Annotated in this window: 15 protein-coding genes and 1 pseudogene; 10 read left to right on the top strand and 6 right to left on the bottom strand. The window is 69.5% G+C overall.

Annotated elements, in window-relative coordinates:
- Positions 1 to 8 precede the first annotated feature (8 nt).
- Both OG905_RS05075 and OG905_RS05070 read left to right on the top strand, forming a co-directional pair.
- The gene (locus OG905_RS05075; protein ID WP_328682842.1) at positions 9 to 263 is read left to right on the top strand and encodes a hypothetical protein; all 255 of its coding nucleotides are present in this window, start codon (positions 9 to 11) and stop codon (positions 261 to 263) included.
- A gap of 129 nt (positions 264 to 392) precedes the next feature.
- Complete coding sequence (locus OG905_RS05070) at positions 393 to 2,033, top strand: penicillin-binding transpeptidase domain-containing protein (RefSeq protein ID WP_328666396.1); 1,641 nt, start codon at positions 393 to 395, stop codon at positions 2,031 to 2,033.
- 211 nt (positions 2,034 to 2,244) lie between these two features.
- Here OG905_RS05070 and OG905_RS05065 read toward each other — a convergent pair whose 3' ends face one another.
- Positions 2,245 to 2,571 (bottom strand): GYD domain-containing protein, encoded by a 327-nt coding sequence (locus OG905_RS05065; RefSeq protein WP_328666395.1) that lies wholly within the window; start codon positions 2,569 to 2,571, stop codon positions 2,245 to 2,247.
- Positions 2,572 to 3,242: 671 nt separating this feature from the next.
- Complete coding sequence (locus OG905_RS05060) at positions 3,243 to 3,851, bottom strand: TetR/AcrR family transcriptional regulator (RefSeq protein WP_328666394.1); 609 nt, start codon at positions 3,849 to 3,851, stop codon at positions 3,243 to 3,245.
- Between the two features lie 132 nt (positions 3,852 to 3,983).
- Here OG905_RS05060 and OG905_RS05055 point away from each other — a divergent pair, with 132 nt between their 5' ends.
- Entirely contained in the window at positions 3,984 to 4,745 is a 762-nt protein-coding gene (locus OG905_RS05055; RefSeq protein WP_328666393.1) for an SDR family NAD(P)-dependent oxidoreductase, read from the top strand.
- Between the two features lie 159 nt (positions 4,746 to 4,904).
- On the opposite strand, the gene OG905_RS05050 is transcribed toward OG905_RS05055, so the two are convergent.
- Positions 4,905 to 5,162 carry a hypothetical protein gene (locus OG905_RS05050; protein ID WP_328666392.1) on the bottom strand — a complete coding sequence of 86 codons (258 nt, stop codon included), beginning with the start codon at positions 5,160 to 5,162 and terminating at the stop codon, positions 4,905 to 4,907.
- Positions 5,163 to 5,731: 569 nt separating this feature from the next.
- Complete coding sequence (locus OG905_RS05045) at positions 5,732 to 7,228, bottom strand: IPT/TIG domain-containing protein (RefSeq protein WP_328666391.1); 1,497 nt, start codon at positions 7,226 to 7,228, stop codon at positions 5,732 to 5,734.
- Positions 7,229 to 7,313: 85 nt separating this feature from the next.
- On the opposite strand from OG905_RS05045, the pseudogene OG905_RS05040 reads away from it, so the two are divergent.
- The 5 genes and pseudogenes from OG905_RS05040 to OG905_RS05020 all read left to right on the top strand — a co-directional run.
- Positions 7,314 to 7,528, top strand: a pseudogene (locus OG905_RS05040) (hypothetical protein); the annotation flags it as partial.
- A gap of 591 nt (positions 7,529 to 8,119) precedes the next feature.
- Positions 8,120 to 9,532 carry a family 2B encapsulin nanocompartment shell protein gene (locus OG905_RS05035; protein WP_328666390.1) on the top strand — a complete coding sequence of 471 codons (1,413 nt, stop codon included), beginning with the start codon at positions 8,120 to 8,122 and terminating at the stop codon, positions 9,530 to 9,532.
- Between the two features lie 227 nt (positions 9,533 to 9,759).
- Entirely contained in the window at positions 9,760 to 11,187 is a 1,428-nt protein-coding gene (locus OG905_RS05030) for a family 2 encapsulin nanocompartment cargo protein terpene cyclase (protein ID WP_443044058.1), read from the top strand.
- Between the two features lie 15 nt (positions 11,188 to 11,202).
- A complete protein-coding gene (locus OG905_RS05025; protein WP_443043894.1) occupies positions 11,203 to 12,084 on the top strand; it encodes a geranyl diphosphate 2-C-methyltransferase in 882 nt (293 codons plus the stop codon).
- Between the two features lie 191 nt (positions 12,085 to 12,275).
- Positions 12,276 to 13,598: a cytochrome P450 gene (locus tag OG905_RS05020; protein WP_328666387.1), complete on the top strand. Its 1,323-nt coding sequence runs from the start codon at positions 12,276 to 12,278 to the stop codon at positions 13,596 to 13,598.
- 148 nt (positions 13,599 to 13,746) lie between these two features.
- Here the strand turns inward: OG905_RS05020 and OG905_RS05015 are convergent, their stop codons facing one another.
- A complete protein-coding gene (locus OG905_RS05015) occupies positions 13,747 to 13,992 on the bottom strand; it encodes a hypothetical protein (RefSeq protein WP_328666386.1) in 246 nt (81 codons plus the stop codon).
- 215 nt (positions 13,993 to 14,207) lie between these two features.
- A complete protein-coding gene (locus OG905_RS05010) occupies positions 14,208 to 15,155 on the bottom strand; it encodes a mannose-binding protein (protein WP_328666385.1) in 948 nt (315 codons plus the stop codon).
- Between the two features lie 559 nt (positions 15,156 to 15,714).
- On the opposite strand from OG905_RS05010, the gene OG905_RS05005 reads away from it, so the two are divergent.
- Together OG905_RS05005 and OG905_RS05000 are read left to right on the top strand one after the other, a co-directional pair.
- Positions 15,715 to 16,539 (top strand): type VII secretion system-associated protein, encoded by an 825-nt coding sequence (locus OG905_RS05005; RefSeq protein WP_328666384.1) that lies wholly within the window; start codon positions 15,715 to 15,717, stop codon positions 16,537 to 16,539.
- Complete coding sequence (locus OG905_RS05000) at positions 16,536 to 17,747, top strand: ricin-type beta-trefoil lectin domain protein (RefSeq protein ID WP_328666383.1); 1,212 nt, start codon at positions 16,536 to 16,538, stop codon at positions 17,745 to 17,747. Before OG905_RS05005 ends, OG905_RS05000 begins: the two co-directional genes overlap by 4 nt.
- Positions 17,748 to 17,751 lie beyond the last annotated feature (4 nt).

The raw sequence follows: 17,751 nt of genomic DNA, 5'->3' as shown, positions 1-17,751 counted from the left end.
GTTCACGTTTGACGCACGGGCTGGCGGCAGGGCATCCCGGGAACCGTCATGAGCCGGACGCGTGCGCGGCATGGCGCGGGCGCGGGGCCGTCGCGAAGACCGGCACGGCGGAAGTCGACAGCCAGACCGAGTCCAACAGCTGGTTCACGGGATACCGGGGCGATGTCGCGGCCGCGGTGACCCAGGAGGGTGGCCACGGCGGCGATGCGGCGGGACCGATCGTGGCGGCGGTTCGCCGCGCGGGGGCTGAGGGCGGGGGCTGAGGCGCGGCCGTACATCTGCCGCCCCTAGTGTGGGGGACCTCTTGGTAAGGAGCTGGGGATCGGCGAACGGCGGAGGACTTTGTGGGCAAGAGACGACGCCCCGCGCGCAGGAGGACGCACCCTGCGCTGATGGGCGGAGTGGTCGCGGTGGCCGTGGGCGGCGCGGGGTTCGCCGCGTACAGCATGTACGGCGCCGGGGCGGACGAGGACACGACGGCAGGCGGCACTGCGAAGACGCTCTCAGCAGCCCCCCTGACGGCTGCGGAAGTCCGGGCCACGGCGGACGGGTTCCTCACGGCGTGGCAGGGCGGCAACGCCGCGAAGGCCGCCGCGTACACCGACGACACGGCGGCGGCGCAGACCGCGCTGACCGGGCTTCGCGCCAACGCGCACATCGACGATGTGACGCTGACCCGTGGCGAGGCGTCCGGCGAGGTGGTGACGTTCAAGGTCTCCGGCACCGTCTCGTACAAGGGCAAGAGCAAGCCCCTGGCCTACGACTCTCAGCTCACCGTCGTCCGACGGGCGAAGGACGGCAAGCCACTCGTCGGGTGGCAGCCGTCCGTCGTGCACCCGGACCTGAAGCAGGGCGACACCCTGGTCACCGATGAGGCCGGGGACCCGCCCGTCAAGGCAGAGGACCGTCACGGCGCGGAGCTCACCGAGGCGGACTACCCCTCGCTCGGCACCGTCCTGGACGGGCTGCGGAAGAAGTACGGCAAGAAGGCCGGGGGTACGGCGGGGATCGAACTGCGGGTGGTCCGCGGGGACAGTGCGGACGCCTCGCGGAAGGACGACGGGTCGGGGAAGAGCGACGAGAGCCCCGACAAGACGCTGCTGACGCTGTCCGATGGCACGCCGGGGACACTGAAGACCACGCTCAGCGCGACCGCGCAGGCAGCCGCCGAGCGGGAGGTGGGTGAGCGCAAGGGGGCGTCCATAGTCGTCATGAAGCCGTCGACCGGTGAGATCCTCGCCGCCGCCAATTCGAGCCATGGCTTCAACACCGCGCTCCAGGGGTCCCTGGCGCCCGGCTCCACGATGAAGATCGTGACGTCGTCCATGCTGCTGGAGAAGGACCTCGCGTCGATCGACAAGCCGCATCCGTGCCCCAAGTACGCGTCGTACGGCGGCTGGAAGTTCCAGAACGTGGAGAAGTTCGAGATCAAGAACGGTACGTTCCGTTCGAGCTTCGCTGCCTCCTGTAACACAGCCTTCATCACGCAGGCCGAGAAGCTCGACGAGGACGATCTGACCAAGCAGGCCCAGCAGGTCTTCGGGCTCGGGCTCAACAACTGGTCGATCGGCGTGTCCAGTTTCGACGGGGCCGTGCCGGTGCAGAGCAATGCGCAGATGGCGGCGTCGCTCATAGGGCAGGGCGGGGTACGGATGAACCCGCTGAACGTCGCATCCATCATCTCCACGGCCAAGACGGGCGTCTTCCGGCAGCCGTACCTGGTCTCGCCCGACGTCGACGGCCGCACGCTCGCGAAGGCCGCGCGCAAGCTGGACGCGTCGGCGCAGGCGCAGCTGCACGAACTCCTGAACTACACCGCGACGTCGGGCTCCGCCGCGCAGGCCATGGCGGGCGCCGGCTCGGACATCGGCGGCAAGACGGGCTCCGCGGAGGTCGACGGCCAGACCAAGCCCAACGGTTGGTTCACGGCATGGCGCGGCGACCTCGCCGCGGCGGCGGTGGTCCAACAGGGCGGCCGGGGCGGCAAGTCGTCGGGGCCGCTGGTGGCGGCGGTGCTGAAGGCGGGCAGCTGACGGCCGCCCACAGCGGGATGGGGACTCACACGCGTGCTCAGAACACCGACCGCCGGCGTTCCGTCCATGACGAGGTCGCCGTGGAATGGATGTGGGGCGGCTCGGAGGAGGCTGGTCCCCAGTCCGGACCAGCCGACGGGCACGTTGTCGACGAGGTGTCGGGACATGGTCTCGATGTCACTCGCAGGGTTGCTGTAAGTGATCTGTACCGCTACGAGCCGGGCGCCCGGTACTGGACTCGCTCTGCTTTGCGCAGGGCCTCCACTGTTTCATCGACGGTCAGGAGGACGGTCGTCTCAAACGAGCTGAGCGCGCCGCCTCCACTGATCGCCAGCGCAACCGCGGCCATGGACACGTTGTCGGGCGCCTCCCACAGGTTGTAGCCGTCGTGCGTGCCGAAGGCATACCAGAAGCCGTGGAGTTTCCCGCCGACGGACTCGATGTACGACTGAGCGGCCTTTGCGCGGTCCTCGGGGTGACTGATCAGCCTCGCCCACGTCTCCGGCGTGTAGCTGAATCTCGATAGATAGAGCGGCATCGTGTCTCCTTTCGTTCCGTCAAGGAATGCCCCCGCGGGGCGGGTACCGCGCCATAGGCGGCCTCCTCTCCCCCGAAAGGCCGAGGTCCATGACCGGCAGTGCCACAGGCGGCGGTGAACGACCGACCCGGGCGGCGTGGAGAGGCTTTGGGTGGGAGCTGCCAGACGGAGCACGACGAAGGCCCCGACCGTGATCGGCCGTCGGGGCCTTCCGTCTGCCCTGGTGGGCGGCTGCCGAGGATACGAGATTCGAAGTCCTGAGGGGGTGTCCCCAGCATGCTTTCCAAGTCTGTTGAGACTGCCCGGCAGCAGGCCGGCCTGTCTCTCCCTGGTGCAGCTGATCCGTGGTTCTGCTGAGAACGGTCGGCGGGTCATGTATGGCCCTCTGGGTCGGCGGCGAGAGCCGGCGGCTCACCGGTGAGGGATCCCACAAACGGGCCACCCGCTGGCGCGTGGACGCCTAGGGGGATTATCGTCGAAAGGTAGAATGACCGGTAACCCTACTTCGGATGGCGTTTCGGCCTTCCGGGCGGGACTGCCAACCAGGCAAGCAACTGTCAGTGGCTTCCGGTGCACGTCGAACAGAGATGAAAAGCTCCATGAAGCCAATCCGCGCCCCGGCTTGCCCGGGGTCCAACAGAGGGCCGGTTTTTCGCGCGGCCTCGGTGGGATCAGCCTCCCGACCGGATCAGCCGGACCGCGTTCAGCAGGGTCTTGTGGGCGGCCGTCGAGTCGTCCAGGTAGCCGGCGGCCATCGCGCCGTCGTACAGCATCAGCAGCGCACCGGCGGCCGACTGCGCATCGGCATGGCCGAGCCGGGTGAGCAGTTCCTGGAAGAGGGTGCGGATCCAGTCCCGATGGGACGTCACCAGGCCGCGGACCGGATGGGTGGCGTCCGGGTACTCGGCGGCCGCGTTCATGAACGGCGATCCGCGAAAGCCGCGCTCGCGGGCGTGCTCGGCGATCGCCTCGAAGATCAGGTCGATCGCTTCGGCGGGCGGGTGCCCGGCGGCCAGCGGTTCGGCCACCTCCTTGTAGTAGGCGTCCTTGGTCAGCAGATAGGCCACGACCAGGTCGTCCTTGGAAGCGAAGTGCCGGTAGAAGGTCACCTTCGTCACCCCGGCCTCGGAGATCAGCCGCTCCACGCCGACCGCGCGTACGCCCTCGTAATAGAACAGCCGCGACGCGGCCTGCACCAGGCGTTCGCGAGGCGGGAGGCCTGCCACAGTCTTGGCCCCCCGGTGTGCGGCGTCGGCGGTCTTCTTTCCAGTGATGCTCACTTCCCCATTGTGCCCTCGGCCCGGCCCTGAGCGGCCTCCACCCCCGTACGGCCCCACCAGCAGGGCCGTATCCCCCTTGTTCCGCACGGCTCGCAGCAAGGTGGCCGTGCCGCGTATCGAAAGGCTTGAACGATGACTCGTCGTCTTGAAGGAACCGTCGCCCTGGTCACCGGAGCATCCAGCGGCATCGGCCACGCCACGGCCCTGGAGCTTGCCCGCGAGGGCGCCTCCGTGGCCGTGGTCGGCCGGCGTGAGGACCGGCTTACCGACCTCGCCGCGGAAATCACCGGTGCCGGTGGCAAGGCCTTGGTCGTGCCCGCCGACATCACCACGGCCCAGGCCGCCGCGGAAGCGGTCGAGCGGACGGTCGACGGCCTGGGCCGTCTGGACACGCTGGTCAACAACGCCGGCCTCATGCTGCTCGGGCCCGCCCCCGGTGCGGACCTGAACGACTGGAAGCGCATGATCGACATCAACCTCATGGGCCTGATGTACACCGCCCACGCGGCCGTCCCCCACCTGGTCAAGGCCGCCGCCGAACAGCCGCGTCAGGTCGCCGACATCGTCAACATCGGCTCGCTCGCCGGCCGCAACGCCTACGCCATGTCCGCCGTGTACAGCGCCACCAAGTTCGGCGTCGGCGCCTTCAGCGAAGCGCTGCGCCAGGAACTGGCCCGCCAGCACGTCCGCGTCTCCGTCGTCGAGCCGGGCAGCGTCGACACCGAACTGCGCACGCACAACCCCGACGTCATCCAGCAGCACATCATCGCCGCCCTGGGCGACATCGAGCGGCTGCAGAGCCAGGACATCGCCGACACCGTCGGCTACATCGTCACCCGCCCCCGGCACGTGGCCGTCGCCGAACTGCTCGTACGCCCTACCGAACAGGCCTGAACACCAAGCCCGCGGCCAACTCCCAGACGAGAAAGGAGCCATGATGGCGGCCCACACCCCTCTCACACCAGTTCAGAGAGACTGCGGTCTGGCCGCTACAGACTGGCGCGAGCCACTCGCGGTTGCTGTACTTCGCTGCTGTACGGCCAGGGCCTCCGGTCAGGTGGTGGCTGTCAGCCCCACCGCGACGATCAGACACAGGACGCCGAAGACGGCGCCTATCCATCCGACTACGAGGACGGCCATGCGTGCCAAGGGCGTAGCGAGCGCCGATCCTTCCAGGCGCGACGGTTCACGCCTCCATTGGCGTTGCTTGTAGATGAGATACAGCCCCAACAGCAAGAACCATGGCGCCATGGAAAAGAAATAGCCTGGCGGCGGCGAACCCTGCTGGGCCGCGGCGTAATCGTGGATCATTTCCCACCCTGTAGGACTGATGTCGGCGGCGATCAACTCATAGGCGGGCCCACGGCGTCAAGGACTTGGAGGCCTGCGAGGTCGGCGGAGTCTCAATGACTGAGTCAAGCCCCCAACAATCTTGAAACCGTCGTGGCACCGATGCCACCGTGGGTTCAAGTCCCACACCCACCGCAGGTGAACGGCCCCTGACCAGGAAACTTGGTCAGGGGCCGCTGCGCTGCCGGCCATCCAATCCTGACTGCTGTTCCCCGTGGCTACCCGCTGGATCGGCCACGGAAGGGGCCCGGAGACCCCGCAAACTCGTGCTGCTGACGGAGGTCCGCGGCATAGCATCAGCCTGCTTGATCAGGTGGGGGCGGGAGACTGTGGTGTACGCACACGAGGTGATCCTCAACCAGGTCCGACGCCACCAGGGGTGGTACCGGCACATCACCCCCGCGGCCCGGGAGCACCCCTGTCCGAAGGGTGCCCTCGGGTCGCGGGCAGGCCGCGCCGGATGCGGCCGAGGCGGATACGGCCGAGGCGGCACGGACCTACGTGCGCGGCGCGGCCGGCCGGCCCCGGCGTCAGCTGGGGTAGGTGAACTCGTCGACGGGGACGGCGGGGGACAGGTAGCCGTTCACCAGCACCCTGATGTCGACGGTCTTGCTGAAGGGCGTACCGGACGACGGCGCCGTCGCGGTGATCTGGGTCGGCGAGACGAGCGTGGACGTCGCGAGGTTCTTCCCGAAGTACACGGTGGGTTTGGCGGCGAAGCCCACGCCCGTGATGGTGACCGTTGTCCCGGACTTCCCGTTGTCCGGAGTGATGCCGGTGACCAGGACGGGCTGCGGCCCGCCGTAGGCGAACTGCCCGGTCGGGACGGCCGGGGAGGTGCCCAGACTCCCGGTGACACTGACGTCGACGACGCCGACCCCCTCGGGTGCGGTCGCGATGATCTGGGTGTCGCTGACGACCTTGCTCACGCACGGGACCGGGCCGAAGTCGACGACGCTGTCCGAGCCGAAGCCGCGCCCGGTGATGGTGATCTGCGTGCCCGCGGTGCCGACGTTGGGGCTGACGGCCTGCACCACGGGCCCGGTGGGCAGCTGCGGTGCCTGCAGCAGTCCCAGGTAGGTGGAGTTGGCGTGCTGATAGGCGACCTGAGCCAGGAAGTCCTCGGTCGAGCTCTTGACCACGGCGGGGTCGAACGTGTCGTAGTTGGGGTTCAGGGGCGGCATGGCGTTGTTCGGCTGGACGTAGACGTTGGGCCCGGTGAGCGCCTCGATCGCCGGAATGAGGACGTCCTTGACGTCGGCGGGCGCGACCGGCCCGTGGGTGGCGGGGTACCACTTCTTGGCCGCGTCCAGGTCGGCCCAGGCCCGTGGCACGATGTCGTAGTTGTTGACGTACCCCTGGTTCACGTTCCACTGCACGGAGTTGAAGCGGTCGGCGAAGTCCTTCAGCCCGGCGGTGGGGGCGGCGAAGGTGATCACCCCGAACTGTGGCGCGAGGCTGCCCCAGTTCTGGGCCTGCAGGTACAGCGCGAGCACGGTGGCGATGCAGCCGCCCAGGCTGTGGCCGATCACGTTGACCGTCGCCCGCGGGGGCGCGTCCGTCAGGAGGAGGGTGAGCGCCCGCACGAGGTTGGAGCCCGCCCCCGGGGACCCGTCGGTCATGCCGGCGACCTGGGTGAACGCCGTCATGGAGCCCTTCGAGATGGAGACCGGCGACGATCCGCCGACGGTGAAGGGGACCACCGTGCCGACGTCGAGGTCCTCGAGGGTGTCGATCGCGTTGGCGACCGTCCCGCGGACGACCACGGCGAACGCGTTCGAGCCGGAGGTGTCCTTCGCGATGTACGCCATGTTCGCGTTGTCCGGGCTCAGCGCGAGCCAGACCAGCTGCCACGTGCCCTTCGTCGCCAGGGCGGGGTCGGACAGTTGTTGCTTGATGCCGGCGGCGATGCGCGGTTTCTGCGCCGTCACGCTCTCCCCGGACGGGCGCGGGGTCGCCCCGGTCGCCGCGAGCGCGGCCAGGGTCATCGCCACTGCGGCCGTCGGCGCGGTCGAATCTACCGTCATGATCACTCCTCTGGTGCTCACGTGAGCACCCAACGAACCAAATGGGTCGTATTCAACCTATTTTCGGGAGTGGGCGGCCGAGAGCATGCGGGCCCCTGGGGGGCCGGGTTTCAGGCCATTGGGCTACTACCCGGCTGACGTCAGGTTGTGGGCCGGGGAACTGGGCGCGGTGCACGAGCGGTTCGTGCACCGGTTCAACCGGCAGGAGCCAGGGATTCGACGTTCGCTTATGTGCGAGGACTGATTGCTCCGCTGGAGCGGAGGAACGGCTGGACGCTCGCGGAGGAAGCCGGACACGCAGAGTGGGCCCGACCCACTCGGACCCAAGGTCGACCGGACGCCCCCAGAGCCTCGCGCTTGGCGTCGCAGGTGTCGGTGGGCCGGTAGGCGGTATGGCGGCCGTAGGGGGCGATATCGGCGGCGAACTTGGCCGGATTCGCCTCTGCCCGGGAGCCGAGGACGGCGTTCCCGCGGTCGCGGACGACAACGGGCGCCGCCTGATGCCCGGGGGCCGACGCCGACCTCGGAGGCGATGGCGGTCTTCCCTTGCGGCGGCCTGGGCGTTCGCCTACGGGTCCCCCTGATCATATTCTGACGTGCCGTCAGTTCAGGCCGCCGTGCCGAAGAGAGGACCGGGCGGGCGGCCGCTCCGCGCACCGGGCGGCTCTCGGCCGGATGGCTCGGATGTCGTCGGTCGTCCAGATAAACCCCGTGCGGAGCAAGGTCACTTCATCGAGGTAATGCCCACGGTCTCATGGGGTGACCTGGGCATATCGGCCGTTACTGTTCACCGGGATCTGGACGGATTCCCAGAGCTTGTCCCTCTTTTCCTCTTTCACGGTTGGCGTGCGCGTACGCCGATCACCAGCCTTGCGAAGGAGAGCTCGCCCGATGACCGTTGAGACCGGCCCGGAAGCACAGCTGGAGCCGCCCCGGCAGTCCAGCCTGAGCACCGCCGCTGCCCGCAACCTTGCCACCACGACCAAGTCCGCCCCGCAGATGCAGGAGATCACCTCTCGCTGGCTGCTGCGGATGCTCCCCTGGGTGGAGACGAGGGGCGGCACCTACCGGGTGAACCGTCGGCTGAGCTACACCGTCGGCGACGGGCGCATCGACTTCGTCCAGGACGGTGCCGACGTCCGGGTGATCCCCAGAGAGCTCGGCGAACTGGCCCTGCTGCGTGGCTTCGAAGACGTGGAGGTGCTGACCGCGATCGCCGGCCGGTGCGTCCAGCGGGACTTTCGTGCCGGCGAGGTGTTGGCCGAGCGCGGTACCCCCGCCGAGCAGATCCACCTGATCGCCCACGGCCGGATCAACCGGACCTCCGTCGGCAAGTACGGCGACGAGGTCGCCGTCGCCGTACTCGCCGACGGCGGCCGGTTCGGTGAGAACGCCCTTCTGGACGCTGACGCCAGGTGGGACTACACCGCCACTGCCGAGACCGCCGGCACCCTGCTCACCTTGTCCCGGGACGACTTCGCCGCCGTGCTGTCCTCGGCGCCGAGCCTCCAGGCCCACATCCGGCAGTTCAGCTCGCTTCCCCTGCAGCGGCAGAACCGTCACGGCGAGGCCGAGATCGCGATGTCGGCCGGCCATACCGGCGAAGTCGAGCTGCCGGGTGCCTTCGTCGACTACGAACTCCACCCGCGCGAGTACGAACTCTCCGTCGCACAGACCGTTCTGCGGGTCCACACGAGGGTCACCGACCTCTACAACGGGCCGATGAACCAGACCGAGGAGCAGCTCAGGCTCACCATCGAGGCGCTGCGCGAGCGCCAGGAGCACGAGCTGATCAACAACCGGGAGTTCGGCCTGCTCCACAACGCCGACTTCAAGCAGCGGATCCAGACCCACTCGGGCCCGCCCACCCCGGACGACCTCGACGAGCTGCTCTGCCGCCGCCGCGGCACCAAGCTCTTCCTCGCCCACCCCAGGACGATCGCGGCGATCGGGCGTGAGTTCAACGCCCGCGGGCTCTATCCGGACCACGTCGACCTCGGCGGGCAGCAGGTCCCGGCCTGGCGCGGGGTCCCGATCCTGCCCTGCAACAAGATCCCCATCAGTAAGGAGGGCACCAGCTCGATCCTCGCCATGCGAACCGGCGAGGACAACCAAGGCGTCATCGGTCTGCGTCAGACCGGCCTGCCGGAGGAGTACGAGTCGGGCCTGTCGGTGCGCTTCATGGGCATCAGCGAGCAGGCGATCATCTCGTACCTGGTCACCACCTACTACTCCGCCGCAATCCTGGTGCCCAACGCGCTCGGCGTGCTGGAGGACGTGCAGATCGCCCGCAGGCGCGACTAGGGCGTGTTTTAGAAGTCGCTCCCCCAGAGCTTCGCCTGGGAGGTACCCCCACCCCGCGACGCCTGGCACGCGCACTCGCGGTGTTGTCGGAGTCGCCCAAGTACGTCCAGTACGAGGGCGATCCTCCGCCTTGCGATTGCACGCACCAGACGCCGCGGGGCCCGCCCTTCGGGCGGACGGCGCTACTTCTAAAACACGCCCTAGACGATCCGTCCGACGGCCACCACATCCCGGACCTTCCCGCGCCGGGCGAGCATGCCCGGGATCCGGGACGGCCCACCCACTTCACCAAGGAGCTACGGATGCCCGATCCTGGGCTTTCCCCTCTGCAGTCGAGCCTTCCTGCCGCTGCGGCTCGCTTCGGGGCTTCTGTCCTCACCAGCACCCACACCACCGGTGTCGAGGCCGCCGCCGGCGCCCTGCCTGCCCTACCCGCTCTGCCCCCCGTTCCCATCCCTGCCGCAGGGGCCGTGCCCGTAGACGTGGCAGTACCCGACGACGGCCCGGGTGGCGACCGGATCGCTCACCACGTGCGGGAGGGCGCTGCCGCGGCGAGGCAACCGAGCCCGGCCCTGGACCGGATCCTGCGCGGCCCCACCGGTCTCGGCACGTCGGGTCTGTGCCTGGGCCTGCGCGCGGAGTCGTGGGCACCTCCGGCGCCCGTGGCACCAGCGGAGGGCAAGCCGATCCCGGGCCTCTACTACCACCCGGTGCCGGAGCCCGATCCGGCGCGGGTGGAGGAGGTCTGTCGCAGGATCAAGGACTGGGCGCTGGACGAGGTCGAGCTGTACCCCGAGGAGTGGGAGGGCCAGTTCGACGGTTTCTCCGTCGGGCGCTACATGGTTGCCTGCCATCCGGACGCTGCGACCGTCGACCACCTGATGATCGCTACGCGGCTGATGGTCGCCGAGAACGCGGTCGACGACTACTACTGCGAGGACCACGGAGGTTCGCCCATCGGCCTCGGCGGACGCCTTCTTCTGGCGCACACCGCCCTCGACCCCCTTCACGCGACGAAGGAATACCAGCCGCAGTGGGCGGAGTCGCTCCACGCGGACGCCCCGCGGCGCGCCTACCGCTCCGCCATGGAGTACTTCGTCCAACAGGCCACCCCCTCCCAAGCCGACCGGTTCCGGCACGACATGGCCCGTCTGCATCTGGGGTACCTCGCGGAGGCCGCCTGGGCCCAGACGGACCACACACCCGAGGTGTGGGAGTACCTGGTGATGCGGCAGTTCAACAACTTCCGCCCTTGCCCCACCATCACCGACACCGTCGGCGGCTACGAACTGCCGACGGACCTGCATGCCCAACCCGCCATGCAGCGTGTTCTCGCGCTCGCCGGGAACGCCAGCACCATCGTCAACGACCTGTACTCGTACACCAAGGAGCTTGCCGGCCCCGGTCGGCACCTGAACCTGCCCGTGGTGATCGCCGAGCGTGAGGGCATCGCCGACCGGGAGGCCTATCTGAAGGCGGTCGAGGTCCACAACGACCTCATGCACGACTTCGAAGCCGAAGCCGCCGCTCTGGCCGCCGCCTGTCCCGTCCCGAGCGTGCTGCGCTTCCTGCGGGGAGTGGCCGTGTGGGTCGACGGCAACCACTACTGGCACCAGACCAACACCTATCGATACAGCCTGCCCGACTTCTGGTAAGAAATGGACTCATCTGTGACCAGCACCGAGCTCACCGTCAACGGCACCTCCGCGTTCATTCCCTCCCCGGCGTCGCCCTACCAGGGTGACATCGCCCGTTACTGGGATCACGAGGCCAGGCCCGTGAACCTGCGTCTCGGCGACGTCGACGGGCTTTACCACCACCACTACGGCATCGGCGATGTCGACCACGCCGCCCTCGGGGACGCATGTGACAGCGAGTACGAGAAGAAGCTGATCGCCGAACTCCACCGCCTGGAGTCGGCGCAGGCCGAAGTCCTCCTGGACCACCTCGGATCCATCGGGCGCGACGACACGCTCGTGGACGCCGGCTGCGGCCGCGGCGGTTCGATGGTCATGGCCCACCAGCGGTTCGGGTGCAAGGTCGAGGGCGTCACCCTCTCGGCCAAGCAGGCCGATTTCGCGAACCAGCGCGCCCATGAACTCGGCATCGAGGACCATGTTCACGCCCGCGTATGCAACATGCTCGACATGCCCTTCGAGACCGGGCAGGCCGCGGCCTCGTGGAACAACGAGTCGAGTATGTACGTCGACCTGCACGACCTCTTCGCCGAGCACTCCCGCATCCTCGCGGGCGGCGGCCGCTACGTGACCATCACCGGCTGCTGGAACCCGCGCTACGGACAGCCCTCGAAGTGGGTCTCCCAGATCAACGCGCACTTCGAATGCAACATCCACTCCCGCCGGGAATACCTGCGCGCCATGGCCGACAACCGTCTCGTACCGCAGACCGTCATCGACCTGACTGCTGCGACCCTCCCCTACTGGGAGCTGCGGGCCACGTCTTCCCTGGTCACCGGCATCGAAGAGGCGTTCATCAACTCCTACAAGGACGGCTCCTTCCAGTACCTCCTGATTGCAGCTGACCGCATCTGACCGACCGCCGACTGAAGGGGCCGGGCCCGTCAGCCGACGGCTCCGGCCCTTTCGGGGCAGCGGCTCTCGGTGAGTTCAGAGGGAGCACGGGAGGGGCGAGGCGGACTGTCGCCCACCGCGTCCGCTCCCCTACAGTGCGTGATGCCTGCATCCGCGTGACGACGTACCGCCGCCGAATAGGAGCAGCCACCGTGGCCACCCACGCCCGCCCCGGCTCCCTCCCGAGCCCGTCCCCTACAGGTCGCCGGGTCCCCGAGCTTGATCCCGCCCTCGTCGGGCAGTGGCAGGCCGGGGGAGGGGACCTCATCGACCTCTTCGCCCAGGCGCACGAACGACTCGGCGGCGTCGCCGCCTTCCGGCTCGGTCCGCGCCCGACCGTCCTGGTAACCGCCCCCCAGGCCGTACAGCACGTGCTCGCGCTCCATCCCGGCCGGTACGTGAAGCGCTCGCACCGCGCCCGACTGCTGATCGGCGACGGAGTCCTGAGCGCGACCGGCGAGGCGTGGCAGCGGCAACGGCGGCTGCTGCAGTCCCAGTTCACCGGCCGGGGAATGCGCCGCTACGAGGAGCGGATCACCGAGGCCGCCCGGATCACCGCGGCACGCTGGGCCGGGTTCGCCCGCACCGGGAAGGTCGTCGATGTCGGCGACGAGATGCGCCGCTTCGCCCTGGACACCATCTGGCGTTCCCTGACCGGACATCCCCTCGACCCCGGAACGGAACGTGAACTGGCCGCCGTGCCCGCCGTGGTGGCCGCGCTGCCCAGCCTGCCCGCCGACGGCGCCGCCGTCCAAGGGGCGGTCGCCGCCGAGCTGGCCAGAATCGACGCCGTGGCCAGCCACGCCATCGCCGCCGCCCACGACGGCGAGGCAGGACCCGACGGCCTGGGCCTGCTGCACGTCCTGCTCGAGGCGGCCGGAACGCGCCCCGAGTACACCGACCGGCTGATCCGTGACGAGCTGGTCACGCTGCTGGTCGCCGGTCACGAGACCACCGCCACCACCCTGACCTGGCTTTACCTCCTGTTGGACCGAAACCCGGAGGCGCGGGAGCAGGCCCTCGCCGCGGGCGCCGAGGGTTCACCCCAGCGGCGGCAGGCCGTCCAGGCGCTCGTCCACGAAACGCTGCGCTTCTATCCGTCCGCCTGGATATTGCCGCGCTGCGCGGCGGAGGACGACATCCTCGCCGGATACGAGGTCGAGGCCGGCACCGACGTGCTGGTCTGCCCCTACCTCACGCACCGGGACTCCGGGCTCTGGGAAGACCCAGGGCGGTTCGATCCGGGGCGCTTCACCACCCCCGGACGACGCCCCACCCACCCGGGGAGCTACCTCCCGTTCGGCATCGGGCCCCGGGCCTGCCTGGGCCTGCAGTTCGCCCTCCGGGAGTCGACCGTCCTCCTCGAGCACCTGCTGCCTGCCCACACCCCACGCTTCCAGTCCACCCCGGCCAAGGCTGCCTACAGCATCACCGTCCGCCCCGACGGCCCGACACCCGCATTGCTGGGCAGTTAGCGCGCCCGGTGGAAGGTGTGCTGCTCGTGCTGGTCAGCTGTGGGAGTCGGGTGAAACAGGTTGGGACAAACAGGGTGTCACGCGCTCGCGGTCCGGCCGGCCGGCCGAGGCCGGTCGTAAGAGGGCCTCCAACCCACGCAGTTGCAGGTCAGAGGCCCTCGACCGTCGCCTGGAAGAAACCGGGCTTCTTCGGTGAGTAGCTCACCAGCAGGTTCTTCGTCTGCTGGTGGTACAGACTCGATACCCCGTTGACCAGCGGAAACGGCGGGTGTTGAGGCCCGAGAAGCGGTGATGGCCCGCGTATGGTCCGGATCTTGGGAGGCGTGCCGAAGTAGAAGTTGATCGAGGTGTCCTCCCGCATGTGCTCGGCGCCGTTGGTCACCAGGTTCGACACGGTCACCATGACCGGCTGGGGCGCCGTGACGGAGTTTGGTGGACAGGAACCGCGACAACCCGGACAGGCGGGTTCGGTTGTCGTTCCTCGGCTGAGGTCCGCGCGGCGAGCGGCGGAATGGGCAGCGTGACGGGCCGTGGCGCCGTTGTGCGATCACGGCCCGTCACATAGCGGCGAGGTCCGACAGTCGGCGGCCTTTCCGACCCGCCGCGGTGTCAGGTGGACCAGATGACTCCGCCGTTGTGAAGAATGACGACCTTGCCGTCCGCCCGCAGGACCAGTTGGGCGTTCTCGTGGCCGTGGCTCTTGGAGGCCCAGATGGGGCGGTCGTCGGCGTTGTGGATGACGAGGTTGCCGTCCTGCTGGAAGATTGCCCGGTGGTTGGCGCCGAACGTCATGGCCGCCCAGATGGGCTTGCCCTTCTCGTTGTAGACGACGAGGTTGCCGTCGCTCTGCATGACCATGCGGATGCGGTTGGTGGACCAGGCCTGTCCGACCTGCAGGACACTGGTCGCGTAGACGGTCTTGGTGCCCCAGTTCGGCTTCGGGGTCGCCTTGGCCTTCTTCTCGGGCGAGCTGCTCGCCTTGGGGCTCGGCGAGGGCGCGGCAGGCTGGACGACGGCGACCTTCGGAGCCTCGCTCTTCTTCGGCTTCGCCTTGCTCGGGGACGAACTGGGCTTCTCGGCCACGTAGTCGTCGAGCACGGCGGGGGCGGAGCTCGCGTTCAGGACGGTGTCGGAGTCCGCGGCCAGCCCCTTCGCGGAGTCGGGTCGCTCGTCGTTCGCGCTCCCCGCCAGCAGCAGGGGTATGGCGACCAGGACGGCGCCGGCGATCGCGGCCCCCGCCAGGATCGGCTTGCGGGGGCGTCCTGTGTCGGTACCGGTGGCGGCCTTGACGTCCGGCGGCGCCGTTCCGACGGCCGCCGCCACGGCGACGCCCTCCTCGGGCTCCTCGGCGGGCTTGGCGGCGGCCGGGGGCGGGGCGGCGGCGGTGGTGGTCGCGGCAGCGGTCTCCCCGCTCGGGGCAGTGCCTGACTCCGCCTTGGGGGCCGCGGCGGGGCTCTGCTCGTCCGGTGCCGAGGACGGGGGTGGCGACCCGGCCTCCTCTGCGCGGGCGGCGGCCGCCTCCGCATTCGCGCCGGGGGTGTGGTGCTGGGGGGACATGCGGTACTCCTCCTCGGTGGCGGAGCTGTCGGTGGTGGGCACGGGCCCGCACAGCGGCCGGGCCGGACGAACGCCGGTCGGCGCGGCGGGCTTTGGGCAAGTGCCGCGTCGAGTGAGCCGGTTCGGCTCTCGGTCCTGGTCGTCGAGTTCCGCGTGCCCCTCCGCGGCGGCGGCCGCGGACCGGTCCGAGCCTTTCCGGGCTGCGAACCTTTCCGAGCCGCGAAGTCCTCCCGTACAGCCCTGGCTTGGACGTCCGGGCGGAAGGCATGTGTACGTCGACGGGTCCGATGGCACACCCAACTTAGCCCGTCACAGGGGCGACAGCAGCACTCCCAGCCCCAACCGCCCCACCGCTTTGTCCACCCACGCCTCACTGGTCCCCAAAAGTTCACCACCCGGGCAGCAAACGGGCACGCGGGCCCCTGATACGGACATGACGCGGTCGCCCACGGGCGGGGCGCGTGTGGCATCCTGTTGGCTCCCCGATCTGATCAACGCGAGGTGCGCGCATGGCGCGCGGCACCCAAGAATTCGTACGGACCGAAGAGTTCAGGTGAAAATGCGGCCCGGAGAATGGCAAGAGGGCAGGCATGATGCCTTGTCCGTGGTGCCTGACGGCTCCGGCCCGACCGCCGCTTCCGAGCCAGTCGTTGCCGACGTCACCGAGACCACCGAATTCGCGGACACGCCCGAGATACCCGAGGCCGTGCGGGCCGCCGCCCGCCGGGCGCCGGGGCACTGGATCGGCGTGGTCGACCCGGAGTGGACCGAGGAGCGGACGCCGCCGGAGTGGGCGGTGCTGGGGGAGTGGCAGTCGGACGAGGACGGGGGCGTGGGGGACTACCGCGCCAACCCGGCGTACCGGCCCTCGGCCCGGGTGCTCGGCTGGCCGGAGCCCAGCGACCCGGTGGACGCGGCGGCGCAGCGTGCCGCCACCGGTTACGGCTCGGTGGACGAGGCGCTCGCGGCGCTCGCGGGGGCGGAGATCACAGTGGTGCGCGGGCCGGACGGCGGGCCGCTCACGGCCACCGGCCTGGACGGGGCACCGGTGGTGCTGTTGTTCACCTCGCCGGTACACGAGTTCATGTCCGCGGCACTTCGACATGACACGCTTCCCGCACGCGAGTTGGCCCGTTCACTGAGTGCTTCGGGCACCCGGTTGCTGGCGAACGCCGGAGCCGCGGCCCCCTTGCTCGTCCCGGCGGACAGTCTTCTCGATCCCGTACGTGTGCCGGATGCCGAGGGGGCGCCCGCAGCAGAGGCCGTGACGGTGGAGGGCTCCGGCGGCCTCTCCGGCTCGGTGGACCGTACCGACCCTGGGGCCGCGGCCCGGACCGACAGCTCTCCTGAACCCTGGCCCCACACCACAGGGAGGACCACGTGACACGTTCGGCCCCACAACCCCCCATCTCCCCGCGTGCCGAGCCCGGTTCCGACGGCGAGGAGACGGCCGCGACCGCAGCCGTCGCCGAGCCCGCACCCGCACCCAAGACCGAGCCCAACTCTGAGCCCGCGGAGGCGAAGAGCGGAGCCGAGGCCGGTACGAAACCTGCCGCGGGCGAGGAGACGGCCGCACAGGGCAGCACCACAGAGCCCGAAGGCGGCGCCAGCTCCGAGACCGGCACCAACTCTGAGACCGGCACCAACTCCGAGAGCCGGGCCGGCTCCGAGACCGGCACCAGCTCCGAGAGCGGGGCGGCCTCCGGCAGTCAGTCCGAAGCCGAAGGCGACCCCGGTGCCGCCGCGGCCGCCAAGAGCCGGCTGCCAGCGCTCGTACGGACCATGACCGTGACCGCGATCGACCGGCCGCAGCAGCAGGCCGGACCGGTGGGGCGGCCGGGTAAGGCGGTGCTGGCCGGGGCCGCGGTCGCGGGGGCGCTGCTCGTGTCGGTGCCGTTCATGATGCTCGGCGGGAACGACGACAAGGACCGCAGGGGGCCGGCGTCGGCGGGAACAGTGCTCGGCGGGAACGCGCAGGACGCACCGGGCGAGTTCGCTACGACCACGCCCCACACCGGTTCCTCCGGCGACGGCAAGAAGGACCCCGACCAGCAGGGCAAGCAGAAGGAGCCGGTGAAAGAGGCTTCCGCGTCCGCCCCGGTGAAGGGCGGGGACAAGGGCGAGGACCAGCCGGAGAAACAGAGCGGCGGGAAGAAGTCCGATGGCCGCAAGGACCAGCCCGCGAAGGCCGGTTCGGGCGTGACCCTCAGTGCCCCCGTCTCCCTGCGCAGTCACCTCTCGGGCCGTTGCATCGACGTACCGGGCAGCGACTTCAGCGACGGCAAGCAGCTGTTCGTGTGGGACTGCAACAACGGCCCCGCGCAGAAGTGGCAGTTCGCCTCCGACGGCACCGTCCGCATCGAGGGCAAGTGCCTGGACGTGGCCAACGCGAACTACAACGACGGCACCCCCATCCAGATTGCCTGGTGCAGTGGCAACGCCGCCCAGAAGTTCGTCCTGAACGCCAGCCACGACCTGGTCAACACCGTTGTCGGCAAGTGCGTCGACATCAAGGACAACAACCGTGGCAGCGGGGCCTGGCTGCAGCTGTGGAGCTGCGCGGGGACCGACAACCAGAAGTGGAGCGTCTGACAGG

This window comes from Streptomyces sp. NBC_00322 (assembly GCF_036147535.1).
Lineage (GTDB): Bacteria > Actinomycetota > Actinomycetes > Streptomycetales > Streptomycetaceae > Streptomyces.
The sequence above is the reverse complement of the archived record's forward strand: the minus strand, read 5'-3'. Positions and strand labels throughout refer to the sequence as shown.